The sequence below is a fragment of the Primorskyibacter marinus genome (assembly GCF_003313245.1).
GTDB lineage: Bacteria > Pseudomonadota > Alphaproteobacteria > Rhodobacterales > Rhodobacteraceae > Primorskyibacter > Primorskyibacter marinus.
In genome coordinates, this window is sequence record NZ_QJSD01000010.1 from 82,890 (window position 1) to 100,652 (window position 17,763).

Sequence of the window (17,763 nt, forward strand, 5' to 3'; positions counted from 1 at the left end):
CAAAATCTGCAAAACCGCTTATTTACAAACAGTTAGCTAAAGTGCGACTTTCTGCGCGTGCAAAAAAATGAAGAAACCGCCTGATTTTCTCGTCGTTTGCACGATTCTGAAGCGTCCAAACCGTTCTCGGAACGCCAGTGTGATGCGCAGCCTGCCTTTTTTCCAGGTGCCGCGCCAGCGTTTTTTTTCCCGACCGTCCTGCCGCGATCAGATCGGCTTGGGCTTGGCCTCCGCATTGCCGAGCACGGCCAGCGGCGACGGTACCCGCACACGTTCTCCGGGGCCGGACGGTGCCTGCACCCGTTTTGATGCCTCGATCATCAGAACCCCGCCCGACATCAGGGCAGAGACCGAATGCCCCAGCCGTTCCCACATCGGGGCGGTTTTCATCCAGAACCGTCGACGCGAGGGAGGCTGGTAAAGTGCGGTCACTTGCTGTTCCGGCATGAAATTGTGCTTTTTCAGCTGCGTTTCCAGTTGGCGCGACGTATAGGGACGTCCATAGCCGAACGGCGTCTCGTCGCTGCGTGACCACAGGCCCGCGCGATTGGGGACAATGAACAGCGCCTTGCCGCCCGGCCCCAACACCCGAAAACACTCGTCCAGAACCGCCGTCGGCTGTTCCGACGCCTCCAATCCATGCATCACGACCAACTTGTCGACATGACCCGTCTCGATCGGCCAGAGCGTTTCGTCACACAGCACGCTGACATTGGCCATGCCCGGCGGCCAGGGCATGACGCCCTGGGGGCCGGGCATCAGTGCGACCACCCGGCGCGCATTGGCCAGGTAGGGGCGCAGCAGCGGCACCGCAAAGCCGAATCCGGCGACCATCTGCCCCTGCGCCTCGGGCCAGAGCCGAAGCATCTGGCCACGCAGAACCTTCTGTGCCTCGCGCCCCAGCGCGTTGCGATAATAGAAGTTGCGCAGATCCTGCACGTCGAGATGCATTGCAGCCCTCTCATTGATCGGCGAAGCTGGCCGCAGTTTATCCAAGACCGAAGGAAAGACCATGCCCCTTGAGATCATCACCGTGCCTTGCCTGTCCGACAATTATGCCTATCTCGTCAAGGGGCCGGATGGCGTTTGCCTGATCGACGCTCCGGAAGCCGCCCCGATCATCAAGGCGTTGGAGGACCGAGGCTGGGGTCTGGATGTAATTATGATCACCCACCACCATCACGATCATGTCGGCGGCGTCAGTGAATTGCGCGCGCGTTACGGATGCAAGGTGATGGGCCCCAAAGCGGAAGAGGCCAAGTTGCCCCCGCTGGACAGGGCGCTGGAGGAGGGCATGAACGGCGGCACGGATGCAGGCTATGTCGTGCCGATGATGGTGCCGGGCCATACGCTTGGCCATATGGCGTTTCATTTTCCCAATGCCGGTGCCGTCTTTACCGCCGACAGCCTGATGGCGCTGGGATGTGGCCGGGTCTTTGAGGGGACGCCGGAAATGATGTGGGACAGCCTGTCCAAACTGGCCGCCTTGCCGCCCGAAACGAAGATCTACTCCGGTCACGAGTATACGATGAGCAATGCAAAATTCGCGCTGAGTATTGAACCGGAGAATCCGAGCCTTAAATCAAGATGCGAGGCGGTTGCAGCCGCGCGCTCTGAAGGCCGCCCCACGGTGCCCTCCGTTCTGTCAGAGGAACTGGAGACCAATCCGTTCCTGCGCGCGAACCTTCCGCAAGTCAAAGAAGCGCTCGGTATGCGGGATGCTTCGGATGCCAGCGTTTTCGCAGAAATACGGACGCGCAAGGACAACTTCTAGATGCATTTCACGCTTCGTTGCAGCACTACTCCCAAATGTGACCGGCCAAAATGCAGAAATAACTTGTAGATGTGGGGGAACATCCACCACACTTTAATACCAAGAGGCCATGGTTGAGCAGGCTAAGACCGGCACCGACCCAGACAAGAGGAGCACCAACATCGTGCCTTCATTCTCAACGACCCTAGAACAGGCGATTCACGCAGCGTTGGCGCTGGCAAATTCACGGGCGCATGAATTTGCCACGTTGGAACATCTTCTGCTTGCCCTGATTGACGAACCGGAAGCCGCGCGGGTGATGAAGGCCTGCTCGGTCGATACCGAGGAATTGCGCACGTCGCTTGTCGAATACATCGATGACGACCTATCCAACCTCGTGACCGATATCGAAGGCTCCGAAGCTGTGCCGACGGCCGCATTCCAGCGGGTGATCCAGCGCGCCGCGATCCATGTGCAAAGCTCTGGCCGGACCGAAGTGACCGGTGCGAATGTGCTGGTGGCCATCTTTGCCGAACGCGAAAGCAACGCCGCCTATTTCCTGCAACAACAGGACATGACGCGCTATGATGCGGTGAATTTCATCGCCCATGGTGTCGCCAAGGATCCCGCTTACGGCGAAGCGCGTCCCGTGCAGGGCGCGACCGAAATCGAGGAGGAAACGCCGCCTGTCACCGATGGCGACCAGAAGGAATCCGCTCTGGCCAAGTATTGCGTCGATCTGAACGAAAAATCCCGCAAGGGTGACGTCGACCCGCTGATCGGCCGCAATTCCGAGGTGGAACGCTGCATTCAGGTTCTCTGCCGTCGCCGCAAGAACAACCCGCTGCTGGTCGGCGATCCCGGCGTTGGCAAAACCGCCATCGCCGAAGGGCTGGCGCGCAAGATCGTGTCGGGCGACACGCCCGAGGTTCTGTCGGAAACAACCATCTTCTCGCTCGACATGGGCGCACTGCTGGCCGGCACCCGCTATCGTGGCGACTTTGAGGAACGGCTGAAGGCTGTGGTGACAGAGCTTGAGGATCACCCCGACGCGGTGCTGTTCATCGACGAGATCCACACCGTCATCGGTGCGGGCGCGACCTCTGGTGGGGCGATGGATGCCTCCAACCTGCTGAAGCCCGCGCTTCAGGGCGGCAAGCTGCGCTGCATGGGCTCCACCACTTACAAGGAGTTCCGTCAGCATTTCGAGAAGGATCGCGCGCTGAGCCGTCGCTTCCAGAAAATCGATGTCAGCGAGCCGTCGGTGGATGACACAGTGAAGATCCTGAAGGGCCTCAAGCCTTATTTCGAGGATCACCACAACATCAAGTATACCGCTGACGCGATCAAATCGGCGGTGGAACTGTCTGCACGCTACATCAACGACCGCAAGCTGCCCGACAAGGCCATCGACGTCATCGACGAGGCCGGGGCCGCGCAACATCTGGTGGCCGAATCGAAGCGCCGCAAGACCATCGGCGCGAAGGAGATCGAGGCGGTCGTGGCCAAGATCGCCCGCATCCCGCCCAAGAACGTCTCCAAGGACGATGCCGAAGTGCTCAAGGACCTGGAGGCCAGCCTGAAACGCGTGGTCTTTGGTCAGGATGCGGCGATTGATGCGCTTTCCTCGGCGATCAAACTGGCGCGTGCCGGTTTGCGCGAACCCGAAAAGCCCATCGGCAACTACCTGTTTGCCGGGCCTACCGGTGTGGGCAAAACCGAAGTGGCAAAGCAGCTGGCCGATACGCTGGGTGTGGAATTGCTGCGCTTTGACATGTCCGAATATATGGAAAAGCACGCGGTCAGCCGTCTGATTGGCGCGCCTCCGGGGTATGTGGGCTTCGATCAGGGCGGTATGCTGACCGATGGTGTGGACCAGAACCCGCATTGCGTGCTGCTGCTGGACGAGATGGAAAAGGCGCATCCGGACGTCTACAACATCCTGTTGCAGGTTATGGATCATGGCAAGCTGACGGATCATAACGGGCGCACGACGGATTTCCGTAATGTGATCCTGATCATGACCTCGAATGCCGGCGCGACCGAACTGGCCAAGGCGGCGATCGGCTTTGGTCGTGACCGCCGCGAGGGCGAAGACACCGCCGCGATCGAGCGGACGTTCACGCCGGAATTCCGCAACCGTCTGGACGCGGTCATTTCCTTCGCGCCGCTGCCAAAAGAGGTGATCCTGCAAGTCGTCGAGAAGTTCGTGCTGCAACTCGAAGCGCAGTTGATGGACCGCAATGTCCATATCGAGCTGACACGGCCCGCCGCCGCCTGGCTGGCCGACAAGGGCTATGATGACAAGATGGGCGCCCGCCCGCTGGGCCGCGTGATCCAGGAATATATCAAGAAACCGCTGGCCGAGGAGTTGCTGTTTGGCAAGCTGGCCAAGGGCGGTCTGGTCAAGGTCGGGCTGAAAGATGGCAAATTGCATCTCGAAATGAGCGGCCCGGAAAGCAAGCGCCTGTCAGGTGACAAGCCGCCCTTGCTGACCGCAGAGTAATGTTCCGGCATCTGGCCGCGATAGCAATCTCCCTCGCCGCGACATCCGCGGCGGGGGAGTTTTCGTTACAGACCCCCGTCGATTGTACGCTGGGTGACACATGCCACATACAGCATTACATGGACCGGGCGCCGGGGCCGGAAGTGCAGGATTTTCTCTGTGGCGCGCTAAGCTATGACGGCCATCAGGGCACGGATTTCGCGCTGGCGACCATCGCGGACATGCAGAAGGGCGTGGCTGTTCTGGCGGCTGCGGATGGCACTGTCCGTGCAACACGCGACGGCATGGCAGACCGGGTATTTGCCGACGCCGACATGACAGCCATCGACGGCCGGGACTGTGGCAATGGCGTGGTGATCGACCACGCGGATGGCTGGCAGACGCAGTATTGCCATATGCGCCGCGGCTCTATCGCCGTGCAACAAGGGCAGACCGTAGCCGCCGGGCAACAACTGGGCACAATAGGCCTGAGTGGCCGCACCCAGTTTCCGCATCTTCATCTCACCCTTCGGCGCGATGGCACCGTTGTCGATCCGTTCGAACCAAACGGTGTCGACGGCTGTGGTGGTGCCGACGCCCCCGCCCTTTGGCAAGATCAATTTCCTTCCTTCGCGGGTGGCATCATTGATGTCGGCCTAGCAGAGGCCGTGCCCGACTATTCCGACATCAAGGCGGGCAAAGCAGGACAGATGCTAAGCACCGCGTCGCCGGCAATGGTCGTCTTTGGTCTGGCCTATGGCGGGCAGAAGGGCGACATGATCGAAATGACCCTGACCGGCCCGGAAGGACGGATCATTCGCCAATCGGTGACGCTGGACAAACCGCAGGCACAGTTTTTCCGGGCCACCGGTCGCAAACGCAGCGGACGCACCTGGCCAAGGGGCCTCTACCACGGCACGATCAGGCTGTTTCGAGGTGGCGTAGAACTGAACAGTCGCAGTGTGCAGCAGACGGTTCGTTAGCGAACACGGCCATTTCAACGCGGCCACGGGCCCTCGCTCCCCAACGATGCCCATTCCGCTTCGAGCGCCTCGCGTTCCAACTCTCGCAGAACCTCAAACGTGGTGACGCGCGCGCCCTGCCCGCGCAAATGCTGTAACAATCGATGCGAATGCAGGATCGTCGGGATGGCATCCAACGGCTCCCAAGCGTCCAACTCGGTCACGCGGCGCAGGTTGAATTCCGGCGGCAGGACATAGAAACGCAGGTCGCTTACCCACAACAGATCCTTCAATGTCACCTGATCGCGCGCGATGCCGGCCTCGACATACCGTTGCTTCCACTCGGCAAAAAATGCCGCCATCGCTATGTCATTTCGATACAGCATGACGCCGGAATTCAGTTGCGGAAATGCATAGGGTGTCGTGACAGCGTGGCCCTGTCGTATCAACGGCGAACAGCGGCGCATGTCATGCGCCAGCGACAGCGCAAACCGATCCGCCAACGCAAACAGATCCCCCAGGGATGCCAGCACCAGAACGTCACAATCCAGATACAACACCCGTTCGAATCGCGCGCGGGCGAAACAATCCAGCTTGGCGCGCATGTGCGAATCCTGCGTGGCATGCACTTCGTCGAAAAGGTCCAGCCCCGGTGCATCCGGAAGATCTGTGAACAGATCCACCGGCAAACCCGGATTGGTGGCGCGCAGGCTCTCTGCCGCCTGCATTGCCAGTTCGAGATAGCCCTGCCCCGTCGCTACAAAGATTACACCGTCCCGCATCCCATCCTCCCTGTGCCGGATATGACCGTGCGGGCTTGACTCCTTACGCCCTTTTAGCCTATCCGCGCGACATACATCCGGAAGTCTGTCATGCTTCCGGTCCCTGAGTGGTCAGGGATCGCCCCCCGTCAGCGAGTTTCGCCCACGGGGGACAATTGCATTTGGGCCGGCCCTGCTTACCTGTAGGACCATATCGAAACGGGCAAAGGAGCCGCGGGAATGTTTGAAAATCTATCCGAGCGTCTCTCCGGCGTTTTCGACCGGCTTACCAAACAGGGTGCCCTGTCCGAAGACGATGTCAAGACCGCCCTGCGCGAAGTGCGTGTCGCCCTGCTGGAGGCGGACGTTTCGCTGCCCGTCGCGCGCGATTTCGTCAAGGCAGTGCAGGCCAAGGCGACCGGTCAGGCGGTGACCAAATCGGTCACACCCGGCCAACAGGTCGTCAAGATCGTGCATGACGAGCTGGTCCATGTGCTGACCGGCGACGAAGATCCCGGCAAGCTCAAGATCGACAACCCGCCTGCGCCGATCCTGATGGTCGGCCTGCAAGGCTCGGGCAAGACCACGACAACCGCGAAACTGGCCAAACGGCTGAAAGAGCGGGACGGCAAGCGCGTGCTGATGGCCTCGCTTGACGTCAACCGCCCGGCCGCGATGGAGCAGCTGCAAATACTCGGCGCGCAGATCGGTGTGGACACGCTGCCCATCGTCAAGGGTGAAGATCCGGTCCAGATCGCCAAGCGCGCCAAGACCCAAGCCAGCCTTGGCGGATACGACGTCTATATGCTGGACACCGCCGGACGCCTGCACATTGACGAGGAACTGATCGCACAGGCCGCCGCCGTTCGCGACGTCGCCAACCCGCGCGAAACGCTGCTGGTGGTCGATGGCCTGACCGGTCAGGACGCGGTCAACGTCGCGACAGAATTTGACGACAAGATCGGCGTGACCGGCGTTGTCCTGACCCGGATGGATGGCGATGGGCGTGGCGGTGCCGCCTTGTCGATGCGCGCTGTCACTGGCAAGCCCATCCGCTTTGTGGGCCTGGGCGAAAAAATGGACGCGCTGGAGACGTTCGAACCGGAACGGATCTCGGGCCGAATTCTTGGCATGGGCGACATTGTTGCGCTGGTTGAGAAGGCGCAGGAAACGCTGGAGGTCGAACAGGCCGAGCGCATGATGCGCCGCTTCACCAAGGGTCAGTTCAACATGAACGACCTGAAGAGCCAGCTTGAGCAGATGATGAAGATGGGCGGCATGGAAGGCATGATGTCGATGATGCCCGGTGCCGCGAAGATGTCCAAGCAGATGGACGGTGCCGGAATCGACGACAAGATGCTGACGCGTCAGATCGCGCTGATCCAGTCGATGACCAAGAAGGAACGCGCCAACCCCGCGCTGCTTCAGGCCAGCCGCAAAAAGCGCATCGCGCGCGGCGCGGGCATGGAGGTGTCCGACCTCAACAAGCTTCTCAAGATGCACCGCCAGATGGCGGACATGATGAAGAAGATGGGCAAGATGGGCAAAGGCGGCATGCTGAAACAGGCGATGAAAGGCATGATGGGCAAAGGCGGCCCCACGCCAGAGCAGATGGCGCAGGGCATGGACCCCAAGGCGCTGGAAGCGGCGGCCAAGCAGTTGGGCGCGGGCGGCAAGCTGCCCGGATTGGGCGGCGGCGGGTTGCCACCCGGTCTCAGCGGTTTCGGCAAGAAGAAGTAACGTGATGTCCGATTTCAATAATCATGCACGCGCGTCATATCTCGACGTCCTGCTCTGCCTTGCGGCGGCGGGGGGGCGCGTATGAACCTGACTCAAGCCCCCGTGCTGGACACGACAAACCTGATTCTGCGCGGCCCGGAAGAACGTGACATCGAACCGATGATCGCCTTCCTTCTGGATCAGGATCGCGCGGCGGGCTTTGGCGCGTCGCCCAACCGCGGTGACGCATGGCGCTGGTTTGCCCTGAATGTCGGGCATTGGCATATCCACGGATATGGCTATTTCACCATCGAAATCCGTGAGACCGGCCAGCCCGCAGGCATCTGCGGCATCTGGAATCCCGAAGGTTGGCCAGAGCCAGAAATCGGCTGGGTGGTGTTCGAAGGGTTCGAAGGCCGCGGCATCGCCTATGAGGCCGCAACCCGCGCCCGGCAATATGCCTACGAGGACCTGGGGCTGAAGACGCTGACCTCCAACATCGTGCCTGGAAATACGCGTTCCGTGGCACTGGCCGAACGTCTGGGTGCCGGTTTTGAGCGCAGCTACAAGAACATCCATATGGGCGACGAGATGCTTTATCGTCATCCCGGCCCGGCAGAGGTGCTGGCATGACCCCGACGCGCGAAAGCCAGAACGACATTGATCCGCTGCTCAAGCCCATGGAGGTTTGCAATTGACGGATCGCGCTCTCCACCCCATGACCGAGGCCCGCACATGACCGATAGCGTGACCCGCGCCGCCGAATTGCTGAAATCGCATCGCGAAAGCATCGACCGGCTGGACGCGATCCTCGTCTTCACTTTGGCTGAACGCTTCAAGCATACCCAATCCGTGGGCGCGCTGAAGGCAGAGCACGACCTTCCGCCCTCCGATCCTGCCCGCGAAGCACGGCAGATCGAGCGGCTGCAAGACCTGGCAACGCAGGCCGACCTGGACCCTGAATTCGCCGCCAAATTCCTGAACTTCATAATTCAGGAAGTCATCAAACATCACGAACAACACAAATCGTAAGGCGGGAACACCTCGCCGACCCCTGCCATTCAAAGGAGAAACTCAATGGCTACCAAAATTCGTCTCGCCCGTGGCGGTTCCAAAAAGCGCCCCTTCTACCGCATCGTCGTGACCGACACCCGCATGCCGCGCGATGGCCGCTTCATCGAGAAGCTGGGCACCTATAACCCGCTGCTGGCCAAAGACAGCGAAGAGCGCGTCAAGATGGACATCGACCGTGTCAAGCATTGGCTGGGCGAAGGCGCGCAAGTCACCGACCGCGTGTCGCGCATGCTCGAGGCCGCCGGCGTTCTGGACAAGAAAGAGCGCAGCAACCCCAAGAAAGCTGTTCCGGGCAAGAAAGCCCAGGACCGTGCCGAGGAAAAAACCGCCAAGGCAAGCGCCGCAGCCGAAGCCGCTGCTGCACCGGCCAACGAAGAAGCCTCCGCAGAATAAGCGGGTGCCGCCGGGGATGGTGGGCGGGGCGATTTTCAGCCATGCTGAAAAAGCGCCGGTCCCATCCCCTGTTTGACGGGATTCCAAATGTTCCGCTTATTGCGTCTTGCCATCTTCACGCTTCTCGCCTTTGCTGCGGGCGTGATGTTCGAACGTAACAACGCGGCAGAACAATGCACGCAAGGGGCCGGACAAATGCGACAAGGCCATTGCGTCGGGGCAATCAAATGAACGATCTGATCTGTGTCGGGGCCATCGCGGGTGCCTTTGGCGTCAAGGGCGAGGTGCGGTTGAAAAGCTTCACCGCTGACCCTGGGGACATTGCCGACTACGCGCCGCTCTGCACGGAAGACGGCAAGCAGAGCTTTGACATCACCCTGACCCGCTCCGTCAAGAACGGCTTTGCCGCGCAGATGTCCGGCATCCTCACCAAGGAACAGGCCGACGCCCTGCGCGGCACAAGGCTGTTTGCGCCGCGCGACCGTCTGCCATCGCTTCCCGATGACGAATACTACCACGCCGACCTGATTGGCCTCACCGTGCATGACACGGGCGGGGCAGAGCTTGGCCGCGTGAAAGCGGTGCTCAACCACGGTGCCACAGATCTTCTGGAAATTCAGGCCTCGGGGCAGAGCGAAACCGTGCTCCTGCCCTTCACGATGGCCAGCGTGCCGACGGTGGATATCGCCTCTGGCCGCATCGTTGCCGACCCGCCTGACGGCCTGTTCTGACATCCGCCAAGCCATGGCCCTCCAGCCTTGTGCAAGGCTGGATCGACAGAACCCGTGCAGGGCCGAACCATGAGTGGATTCCCGACAGCAGTCCCACTATTCCGCGATGCACCGCCGCGTGCCTTTACCGACGCAATAGGCATTCCCAAGCCCGCACAAAGCCCCTATGCAGCGGCTTATGACTGACCAGCCAAAATCCCACGGACGCAAGACCATCCGCGCCTCGCTCAAGCCGCAAGAGCTGATGACCCACACGCCAGAGCTTCGGGGCGCATGGGTGGCGCGGGTCATCACCCTTTTCCCGGAACTGTTCCCCGGTGTTCTCGGCGGGTCTTTGACCGGCAAGGCGCTAAAAGAGGGGCTGTGGCAGCTTGACGCCATCGACTTGCGTCGTTTCGGCGAGGGCAAGCATCGCAATGTCGATGACACGCCATCGGGCGGCGGTGCGGGCATGGTCCTGCGGGCCGATGTCATGGGTGCCGCGATTGAGCATGTCCAATCCAGGACCCGTGGCAATGTCCCGCTGATCTATCTTTCGCCACGCGGACGCCCGTTTGATCAAGCCATGGCCCGCAGCCTTAGCCAGACTGACGGCGTGACGCTGATCTGTGGCCGTTTCGAGGGACTCGATCAACGTGTCATCGACCATTACGGCATCATCGAGGTTTCATTGGGCGACTTTGTCATGACCGGCGGAGAGATTGCAGCTCAGGCCTTGATTGACGCCACGGTCCGGCTTATACCCCGCGTGCTTGGGAATCAGGCGTCCACGGAAGAGGAGTCCTTCTCCCATGGCCTTCTGGAACACCCCCAATACACACGTCCAGCTGTCTGGAACGGTCGCGAAATACCTGACATTCTTCTGTCAGGCCATCACGCGAAGATTGCGGACTGGCAGCGGGACATGGCCGAAAGGCTGACCAAGGAACGACGACCTGACCTCTGGCGGGCTTGGTGTGCAGCGCACAACAGGGACCCGGAAGAAGACCAAGAGCTCTGAGGACGCGACAGAACTTTGCGGAACAACCGCAGGCAACATAGGAGTAGGTCAATGGACCTCATCGCTCAACTGGAGGCGGAACAGATCGCCTCCCTCGGGAAAGACGTTCCCGATTTCAAAGCCGGAGACACGATTCGTGTCGGCTATAAGGTGACGGAAGGTACCCGCACACGGGTTCAGAACTACGAAGGCGTTTGCATCAGCCGCAAGAACGGCCATGGCATTGCCGGATCGTTCACCGTCCGCAAGATTTCCTTTGGCGAAGGCGTGGAACGTGTATTCCCGCTGTTTTCGACCAATATCGACAGCATCACCGTGGTGCGTCGCGGCCGTGTGCGCCGTGCCAAGCTGTACTACCTGCGCACCCGCCGCGGCAAGTCGGCCCGGATTGCGGAAGTCGCAAATTACAAGCCCAAAGCGGGCGCTCAGGCGTAAGGATCGGCGAGATGAAAAAAGACATTCACCCCGAATACCACGAGATCAGCGTCAAAATGACCGACGGCACCGTGGTTCAGATGCGCTCCACCTGGGGCAAGGAAGGCGATCAGCTTTCACTGGACATCGACCCATCGGTGCACCCTGCCTGGAACGGTGGCACATCGCGTCTGATGGACACCGGCGGCCGCGTCACCAAGTTCAAGAAAAAATACGAGGGCCTCGGCTTCTGAAGCCTTCGCTCAATCGAATTTGCAGAACGCCGCTCCATCTGGGGCGGCGTTTTTCTTTGCTGCCTCCGGTCGTCTTTTCCAACAAATGCCCATCGTGACTGCTGCTAGAGTTGCGGCCCGGCGGCCACGTCACGACATTCGGTTGGTGACAAGGTCTTGCGGCCCTTTTCTTGGGAAATCACGCAAGATAGAGTGTTCGCAAAGGCACCACAGCCAAACATGTGGGTTCAAAGACAAGGGTCGGTCAGTGGCGCATATTATCGTAGTCGGGAATGAAAAAGGCGGCGCGGGCAAGTCAACCGTGTCAATGCATGTGGCGACGGCCCTTGTCAGAATGGGCCATACGGTCGGCGCGCTGGATCTTGATCTGCGCCAGCAGACATTCGGGCGCTACACGTTGAATCGGCGTGAATTTCTTGCCCATGAAGGTCTGGACCTTCCGTCACCGAATTTCATGCAACTTCCGGATATTGATCCGGCAAACATTCCGGAAGGCGAAAACATCTACGACCACCGCCTGTCCGCCGCCATTGCCGAGTTGGAGGGCAAAAGCGATTTCATCCTGATCGACTGTCCTGGCTCGCACACCCGGCTTAGCCAGGTTGCCCATTCGCTGGCCGATACACTGGTCACGCCCTTGAATGACAGTTTCGTGGATTTTGATTTGTTGGCCCAGACGGATGCCAACGGAACCACGATCAAGGGTCCGTCGGTCTATTCCGAGATGGTCTGGAATGCGCGCCAATTGCGCGCGCAGGCCGGGCTGAAGCCGATTGACTGGGTGGTGCTGCGCAATCGCCTGGGTTCACAGAACATGGTCAACAAGCAGAAAATGGAACAGGCGCTGGACCGGCTGTCGAAACGGATCGGGTTTCGCGTCTCCCCCGGCTTTAACGAACGGGTGGTATTCCGCGAGTTGTTTCCACGCGGCCTGACCCTGCTGGACCTCAAGGATATCGGGGTCAAGCAGCTTAACATTTCCAATATCGCTGCGCGTCAGGAACTGCGCGACTTGGTGAAGGCGCTGAAACTGCCCGACGTCACAATCAACTTCTAGCATCCTGCCCGGCCAGATGTCGGGTTGGATAATCTCCGCCCACTTTGCGCCGTTTCTTGATCCGACAAGCTGATGCAAATTTAGGTCGATCGCAGATCGCAGGAAAAAGGGCACCTGATCCGGTGCCCTTTCACTGCTTTTGAGCAGTTGTTTCCCGCGCAAACCGATCAGCCCAGCAGGTCGTAGACCTCGCCGCCGATCTGCAAGTTGATCTCGTCCTGCGCGCCGCCATCGACCAATGACCACAGGATCATGCCCGAGGGTTGGTGAACGACGAAAGCTTCGTCGACATCCCCGTCACCCGCGCCCGGCGTGTTTCCGAAGTTAACGGCGAAGTCGCTGGCTTGCGCGCCCTTGCGGTAGACCAGAAGGTCGCCTTCAGACGCATCGTAATCAGCCACCCAGTCTGTCGCGTGCTTTTTCGTTCCGGCATGGAAGAAGCTGTCGGCACCGTCGCCGCCGTTCAGACGGTCGAACCCGAGACCACCGTTGAGGAAGTCATCCCCGTTGCCGCCCAGCAGTTGGTCACCGTAATCGTTTCCTGTCAGGATGTCGTTGCCGTCCAGACCAACAAGACGGTCGCTGCCACCGCCGCCGGTCAACCTGTCATTGCCAGTGCCGCCAATCAGATGATCCGTACCTGCCCCGCCGTCGAGCACGTCATCACCCGCGCCACCGTCAATGAAGTCGTCATCGGTGCCGCCGGAAAGCGTATCATTCCCGTCACCACCGCGCAGCACGTCATCCCCAGCTCCCGCGTCGAACACGTCAGCGCCGGCACCAAAGATGAAGATGTCGCTGGCATCGGCCCGCTGGTCTTCGAGGATATCAAGCGCTTGGGTCAGATCGATCTGTTCGATCTCGCCCGCCGCAGCAGGTAGCAGTGTGACAAGGCCATTCTGGTTGCCATCAACTTCGCCACCCGTGCCGGAGCCGATACCCGTAGGCACTTCAACCCCGTGCAGAACGATCTCGCGCAGGGACAGAGGCATGATGTCGTCAGAGGTGTAATCGTTCGAAGTTACCGGGCTGAAGAAGTTGGAATCGTCTTCCAGATTATAGGACTGAAGGAACGACAACTCCCCGTTCACATCTGCCATCGGCGATGCGCCACCTTCGGGTGAAACCAGCGGCAACAGGATGTCACCATATTTTGTCAGACCTTCGAGAACCTCAACCATGCCGTCCAGATCGGCATCTTCTGTCAGGCCGGGCGTGGTGGAATCGATCGGGTTTCCATCTTCGTCAAACAGTCCGTGGATATGCTGAAGGTGAGTTACCGACGGCGCCAGCCCTTCAGCAGCGATGGAGACATTCAGGTAGCGGGTGCCATCGTCTTCGGTGGCCATTGCCAATACGGCATTGCCGGTTACGCCAGAGGAATTCAGCGCGGCCAGATCGACCGACCAGAACGCATCCGCGCCGTTCAGAAAGGTTTCAAAGGATGTGTAGCTTGAGGCCAAATGGGCCATGGTGAGTCCTCCTGTTGATGATTTCTGCACACAGTCACGAGCGGGTTTGGGCAGAGTTTCAGGAAAACTTGGAAAATTTCCGGATCTCGCGAACTCGTGATCCGGGCGTGAGGAGTCAAACGCACGAGATAATGCAAATGGCCGGGCACAAGCGCCCCCGGCCATCCTGGAAAGTCAGGTGCAGGCGTCAGCCTTGCAGGGGTTTCACCACCAGTTCGGCCTCGCCGCGTTCCTTCATCGCAAGAGCCGTGGCATGCGCACCCGCCGCAGTCGTGTAATAGGGGATCTTGTCATAAAGCGCGACGGACCGGATTTCGCGGCTGTCTTCGACGGCCATTGCGCCTTCGGTCGTGTTCATAACCAACGCGATCTGTTCGTCCTTCATCATATCGACGATGTTGGGGCGGCCTTCGTAAACCTTGTTGACCACCTGACAGTCGATGCCGTGCTTTTCCAGGAAGGTGGCCGTTCCACGCGTGGCAACGATTTTCATGCCAAGGCCCACAAGGACCTGTGCGGTTTCCACCAGTTCCGGCGTCTTGTCGGTATCCTTGATAGAGAAGAACACGTTGCCGTCTTGCGGCAGGACAGCACCCGCCCCCATCTGCGCCTTGAGGAAGGCCCGCGGGAAGGACCGGTCCCAGCCCATGACCTCGCCTGTAGAACGCATTTCCGGTCCCAGAATTGTGTCCACGCCGGGGAAGCGGGCAAAGGGCAGCACCGCCTCTTTCACGCTGAACCAAGGCATGTTCGGATCGGCCAGCGTCATCGGATCGCCCAGCGGCAGCACGTCATCATAGCCCGCATCCGCCGGATAAGGCGCGCGCATGGGGAAGTTGGACAGCGGTTCGCCGGCCATCACACGCGCGGCGATGGAGGCAATGGCCGAGTCCGTCGCCTTGGCAACAAAGGGCACGGTGCGGCTGGCGCGGGGGTTCACCTCGATCAGGTAGATCTCGCCGTCCTTGACGGCAAACTGCACGTTCATCAGCCCGACGACGTTCAGGGCAATCGCCAGCGCCTCTGTCTGGACTTTCAGTTCGGCGATGATCTCGTCGGACAGCGAATAGGGCGGCAGTGAACACGCACTGTCACCGGAATGCACGCCGGCCTCTTCGATATGCTGCATGATGCCCGCGACATGCACCTGTTTGCCGTCGGAAATGGCATCCACATCGCATTCCACGGCACCCGACAGGTAGCTGTCCAGCAAGACGGGGCTGTCGCCCGACACGACCACGGCCTCTTTGATGTAGCGTTCCAGATGCGCCATATCGCGCACGATTTCCATCGCACGGCCGCCCAGCACATAGGACGGACGGATCACCAGCGGAAAGCCGATGTCATCCGCGATTGCCAGCGCCTGAGCGTCGGTCGAAGCGATGCCGTTGCGCGGTTGTTTCAGACCCAACTGATTGACCAGCGCCTGAAAACGCTCGCGGTCTTCGGCAAGGTCGATGGCGTCCGGTGTGGTGCCGAGGATCGGAATGCCCTCTGCCTCCAGCGCGTTTGCCAGCTTCAGCGGGGTCTGCCCGCCGAACTGCACGATCACGCCATGCAGCGTGCCGTTCTGCTGCTCCACGCGCATGATCTCCATCACATGCTCGAAGGTCAGCGGTTCAAAATACAGCCGGTCGGATGTGTCATAATCGGTCGAGACGGTTTCCGGGTTGCAGTTGACCATGATGGTCTCGTAGCCCTGATCGGTCAGCGAGAAACAGGCGTGACAGCAGCAATAATCAAACTCGATCCCCTGCCCGATCCGGTTGGGACCGCCGCCCAGAATCACGACCTTCTTGCGATCCGAGGGGCGCGCCTCGCATTCCACCTCGCCCATCATCGGGGCTTCGTAGGTGGAGTACATATAAGGCGTCTGCGCCTCGAATTCGGCGGCACAGGTATCAATGCGCTTGAACACGGCGGTGACGCCAAGTGCGTGGCGCCGATTGCGCACGTCCTTTTCGGAAAACCCTGTCAGCTTGGCCAGACGCGCGTCCGTAAAGCCCATCATCTTGAGATCGCGCATGCCGTCCGCATCGGTCGGCAGACCGGTTTCACGCACCACGGCTTCGGCCTCGATGATCTCGCGGATGCGGGCCAGGAACCACGGGTCGAACATGGTGACGCCGTGGATTTCATCGTCGCTCAGCCCGTGCCGCATGGCCTGGGCGATGGTGCGCATCCGGTCCGGTGTCTGTTTGCCGATTGCCTTGATGACAGCGGATTTTTCGGGCGCGCCTTCGATGTCCACCTCGTCAAAGCCGGTCAGCCCGGATTCCATCGACGCCAGCGCCTTTTGAAGCGACTCGTGGATGGTGCGGCCGATGGCCATCGCCTCGCCCACCGATTTCATCGCGGTGGTCAGGTGCGGTTCGCTGCCCGGGAATTTCTCGAACGCGAATTTCGGGATCTTGGTGACGACATAATCAATGGTCGGCTCGAAGCTGGCGGGCGTGACCTTGGTGATGTCATTGTCCAGCTCGTCCAACGTGAAACCCACAGCCAGTTTCGCCGCGATCTTGGCAATCGGGAAACCCGTCGCCTTGGATGCCAGGGCCGAGGACCGGGACACGCGCGGGTTCATCTCGATCACGACCATACGGCCGTCTTCGGGGTTGATCGCCCATTGCACGTTCGACCCGCCGGTTTCCACGCCGATCTCGCGCAACACGGCGATAGAGCCGTTGCGCATGATCTGGTATTCCTTGTCGGTCAGCGTCAGCGCGGGGGCCACAGTGATGCTGTCACCGGTATGCACGCCCATCGGATCGACGTTTTCGATCGCACAGACGATGATCGCATTATCCGCCTTGTCGCGGACGACCTCCATTTCAAACTCTTTCCAACCCAGCAGCGATTCGTCCACGAGGATCTGGTTCACCGGCGAGGCATCCATGCCGGTCCGGCAATAATGGATATAATCCTCGCGGTTATAGGCCACGCCGCCGCCAGTGCCACCCAGCGTATAGGCGGGCCGGATGATCGCCGGCAGGCCGATCTCTTCAAGCGCATCGAGCGCCAGTTGCACCCCGGCGTTCAGATCCACCTTGTCCTTCGCACCTTTGGGCGCGGTGATGATGGTGGCCTTGGGGTTTTCCAGCCCGATCCGGTCCATCGCCTCGCGGAACAGTTTGCGGTCTTCGGCCATCTCGATGGCTTCGCGCTTGGCGCCGATCATCTCGACCCCGTATTTCGCCAGAACCCCCATCTCTTCCAGCTTGAGCGAAGTGTTCAGCCCGGTCTGGCCGCCCATCGTCGGCAAGAGCGCGTCGGGGCGTTCCTTTTCGATGATCTTGGCGACGGTCTCGGGCGTGATTGGCTCGATATAGGTGGCATCGGCCAAGCCGGGATCTGTCATGATCGTGGCAGGGTTGGAGTTTACCAGGATCACCCGGTAGCCTTCTTCCCGCAGCGCCTTGCAGGCCTGTGCGCCGGAATAGTCGAACTCGCACGCCTGGCCAATCACGATAGGGCCGGCGCCGATAATCATGATAGATGAAATATCGGTGCGTTTTGGCATGGGCAGACCTCTTTCAGCGTTGGCGGGGCTCAGGGTGCGGGGAGTCGCACCCCAAGGCGCAAATTGTCGTGGGTTATAGTGATCGCAACTTGACGTTCAAGCCCCAAAACGACGCGCTTTTTCGTATGGTGTGGGGACCGCAAACAGACAAATCACAATAGACCGACG

Annotated in this window: 16 protein-coding genes; 12 read left to right on the forward strand and 4 right to left on the reverse strand. The window is 60.3% G+C overall.

Annotation, left to right across the window (positions count from 1 at the left end):
- Positions 1–207: 207 nt before the first annotated feature.
- The gene (locus tag DMZ65_RS12930; RefSeq protein ID WP_116599304.1) at positions 208–951 is read right to left on the reverse strand and encodes a class I SAM-dependent methyltransferase; all 744 of its coding nucleotides are present in this window, start codon (positions 949–951) and stop codon (positions 208–210) included.
- Positions 952–1,012: 61 nt separating this feature from the next.
- Between DMZ65_RS12930 and gloB the strand changes: the two genes are divergently transcribed.
- The 3 genes from gloB to DMZ65_RS12945 all read left to right on the forward strand — a co-directional run bounded on the left by gloB (position 1,013) and on the right by DMZ65_RS12945 (position 5,221).
- Positions 1,013–1,774 (forward strand): hydroxyacylglutathione hydrolase, encoded by a 762-nt coding sequence (gene gloB, locus DMZ65_RS12935; RefSeq protein ID WP_116599337.1) that lies wholly within the window; start codon positions 1,013–1,015, stop codon positions 1,772–1,774.
- A gap of 163 nt (positions 1,775–1,937) precedes the next feature.
- A complete protein-coding gene (gene clpA / locus DMZ65_RS12940) occupies positions 1,938–4,259 on the forward strand; it encodes an ATP-dependent Clp protease ATP-binding subunit ClpA (RefSeq protein ID WP_116599338.1) in 2,322 nt (773 codons plus the stop codon).
- Positions 4,259–5,221, forward strand: a complete 963-nt coding sequence (locus tag DMZ65_RS12945) for a M23 family metallopeptidase (RefSeq protein ID WP_116599305.1) — start codon at positions 4,259–4,261, stop codon at positions 5,219–5,221. Before clpA ends, DMZ65_RS12945 begins: the two co-directional genes overlap by 1 nt.
- 14 nt (positions 5,222–5,235) lie before the next feature.
- On the opposite strand, the gene DMZ65_RS12950 is transcribed toward DMZ65_RS12945, so the two are convergent.
- Entirely contained in the window at positions 5,236–5,982 is a 747-nt protein-coding gene (locus tag DMZ65_RS12950) for a glycosyltransferase family protein (RefSeq protein ID WP_116599306.1), read from the reverse strand.
- A 219-nt stretch (positions 5,983–6,201) separates the two neighbouring features.
- Here DMZ65_RS12950 and ffh point away from each other — a divergent pair, with 219 nt between their 5' ends.
- The 9 genes from ffh to DMZ65_RS12995 all read left to right on the forward strand — a co-directional run bounded on the left by ffh (position 6,202) and on the right by DMZ65_RS12995 (position 12,603).
- Positions 6,202–7,701: a signal recognition particle protein gene (gene ffh, locus DMZ65_RS12955; RefSeq protein ID WP_116599307.1), complete on the forward strand. Its 1,500-nt coding sequence runs from the start codon at positions 6,202–6,204 to the stop codon at positions 7,699–7,701.
- 81 nt (positions 7,702–7,782) lie between these two features.
- The gene (locus DMZ65_RS12960; protein WP_116599308.1) at positions 7,783–8,313 is read left to right on the forward strand and encodes a GNAT family N-acetyltransferase; all 531 of its coding nucleotides are present in this window, start codon (positions 7,783–7,785) and stop codon (positions 8,311–8,313) included.
- Positions 8,314–8,415: 102 nt separating this feature from the next.
- Complete coding sequence (locus DMZ65_RS12965; RefSeq protein ID WP_116599309.1) at positions 8,416–8,712, forward strand: chorismate mutase; 297 nt, start codon at positions 8,416–8,418, stop codon at positions 8,710–8,712.
- A gap of 45 nt (positions 8,713–8,757) precedes the next feature.
- Positions 8,758–9,147 carry a 30S ribosomal protein S16 gene (gene rpsP / locus DMZ65_RS12970; RefSeq protein WP_116599310.1) on the forward strand — a complete coding sequence of 130 codons (390 nt, stop codon included), beginning with the start codon at positions 8,758–8,760 and terminating at the stop codon, positions 9,145–9,147.
- 227 nt (positions 9,148–9,374) lie between these two features.
- Positions 9,375–9,878, forward strand: a complete 504-nt coding sequence (rimM, locus tag DMZ65_RS12975; RefSeq protein ID WP_116599311.1) for a ribosome maturation factor RimM — start codon at positions 9,375–9,377, stop codon at positions 9,876–9,878.
- Positions 9,879–10,056: 178 nt separating this feature from the next.
- Positions 10,057–10,878, forward strand: a complete 822-nt coding sequence (trmD, locus tag DMZ65_RS12980) for a tRNA (guanosine(37)-N1)-methyltransferase TrmD (RefSeq protein ID WP_116599339.1) — start codon at positions 10,057–10,059, stop codon at positions 10,876–10,878.
- A 51-nt stretch (positions 10,879–10,929) separates the two neighbouring features.
- On the forward strand, positions 10,930–11,313 hold the full coding sequence (gene rplS, locus DMZ65_RS12985; RefSeq protein WP_084351817.1) for a 50S ribosomal protein L19: 384 nt from the start codon (positions 10,930–10,932) through the stop codon (positions 11,311–11,313).
- Positions 11,314–11,324: 11 nt separating this feature from the next.
- Positions 11,325–11,546 carry a 50S ribosomal protein L31 gene (gene rpmE, locus DMZ65_RS12990; protein WP_116599312.1) on the forward strand — a complete coding sequence of 74 codons (222 nt, stop codon included), beginning with the start codon at positions 11,325–11,327 and terminating at the stop codon, positions 11,544–11,546.
- 247 nt (positions 11,547–11,793) lie between these two features.
- Complete coding sequence (locus DMZ65_RS12995; protein WP_116599313.1) at positions 11,794–12,603, forward strand: division plane positioning ATPase MipZ; 810 nt, start codon at positions 11,794–11,796, stop codon at positions 12,601–12,603.
- Between the two features lie 167 nt (positions 12,604–12,770).
- Here the strand turns inward: DMZ65_RS12995 and DMZ65_RS19720 are convergent, their stop codons facing one another.
- Complete coding sequence (locus DMZ65_RS19720) at positions 12,771–14,075, reverse strand: calcium-binding protein (RefSeq protein ID WP_232824990.1); 1,305 nt, start codon at positions 14,073–14,075, stop codon at positions 12,771–12,773.
- Positions 14,076–14,262: 187 nt separating this feature from the next.
- The gene (gene carB, locus DMZ65_RS13005; RefSeq protein WP_116599314.1) at positions 14,263–17,595 is read right to left on the reverse strand and encodes a carbamoyl-phosphate synthase large subunit; all 3,333 of its coding nucleotides are present in this window, start codon (positions 17,593–17,595) and stop codon (positions 14,263–14,265) included.
- Positions 17,596–17,763: the final 168 nt, after the last annotated feature.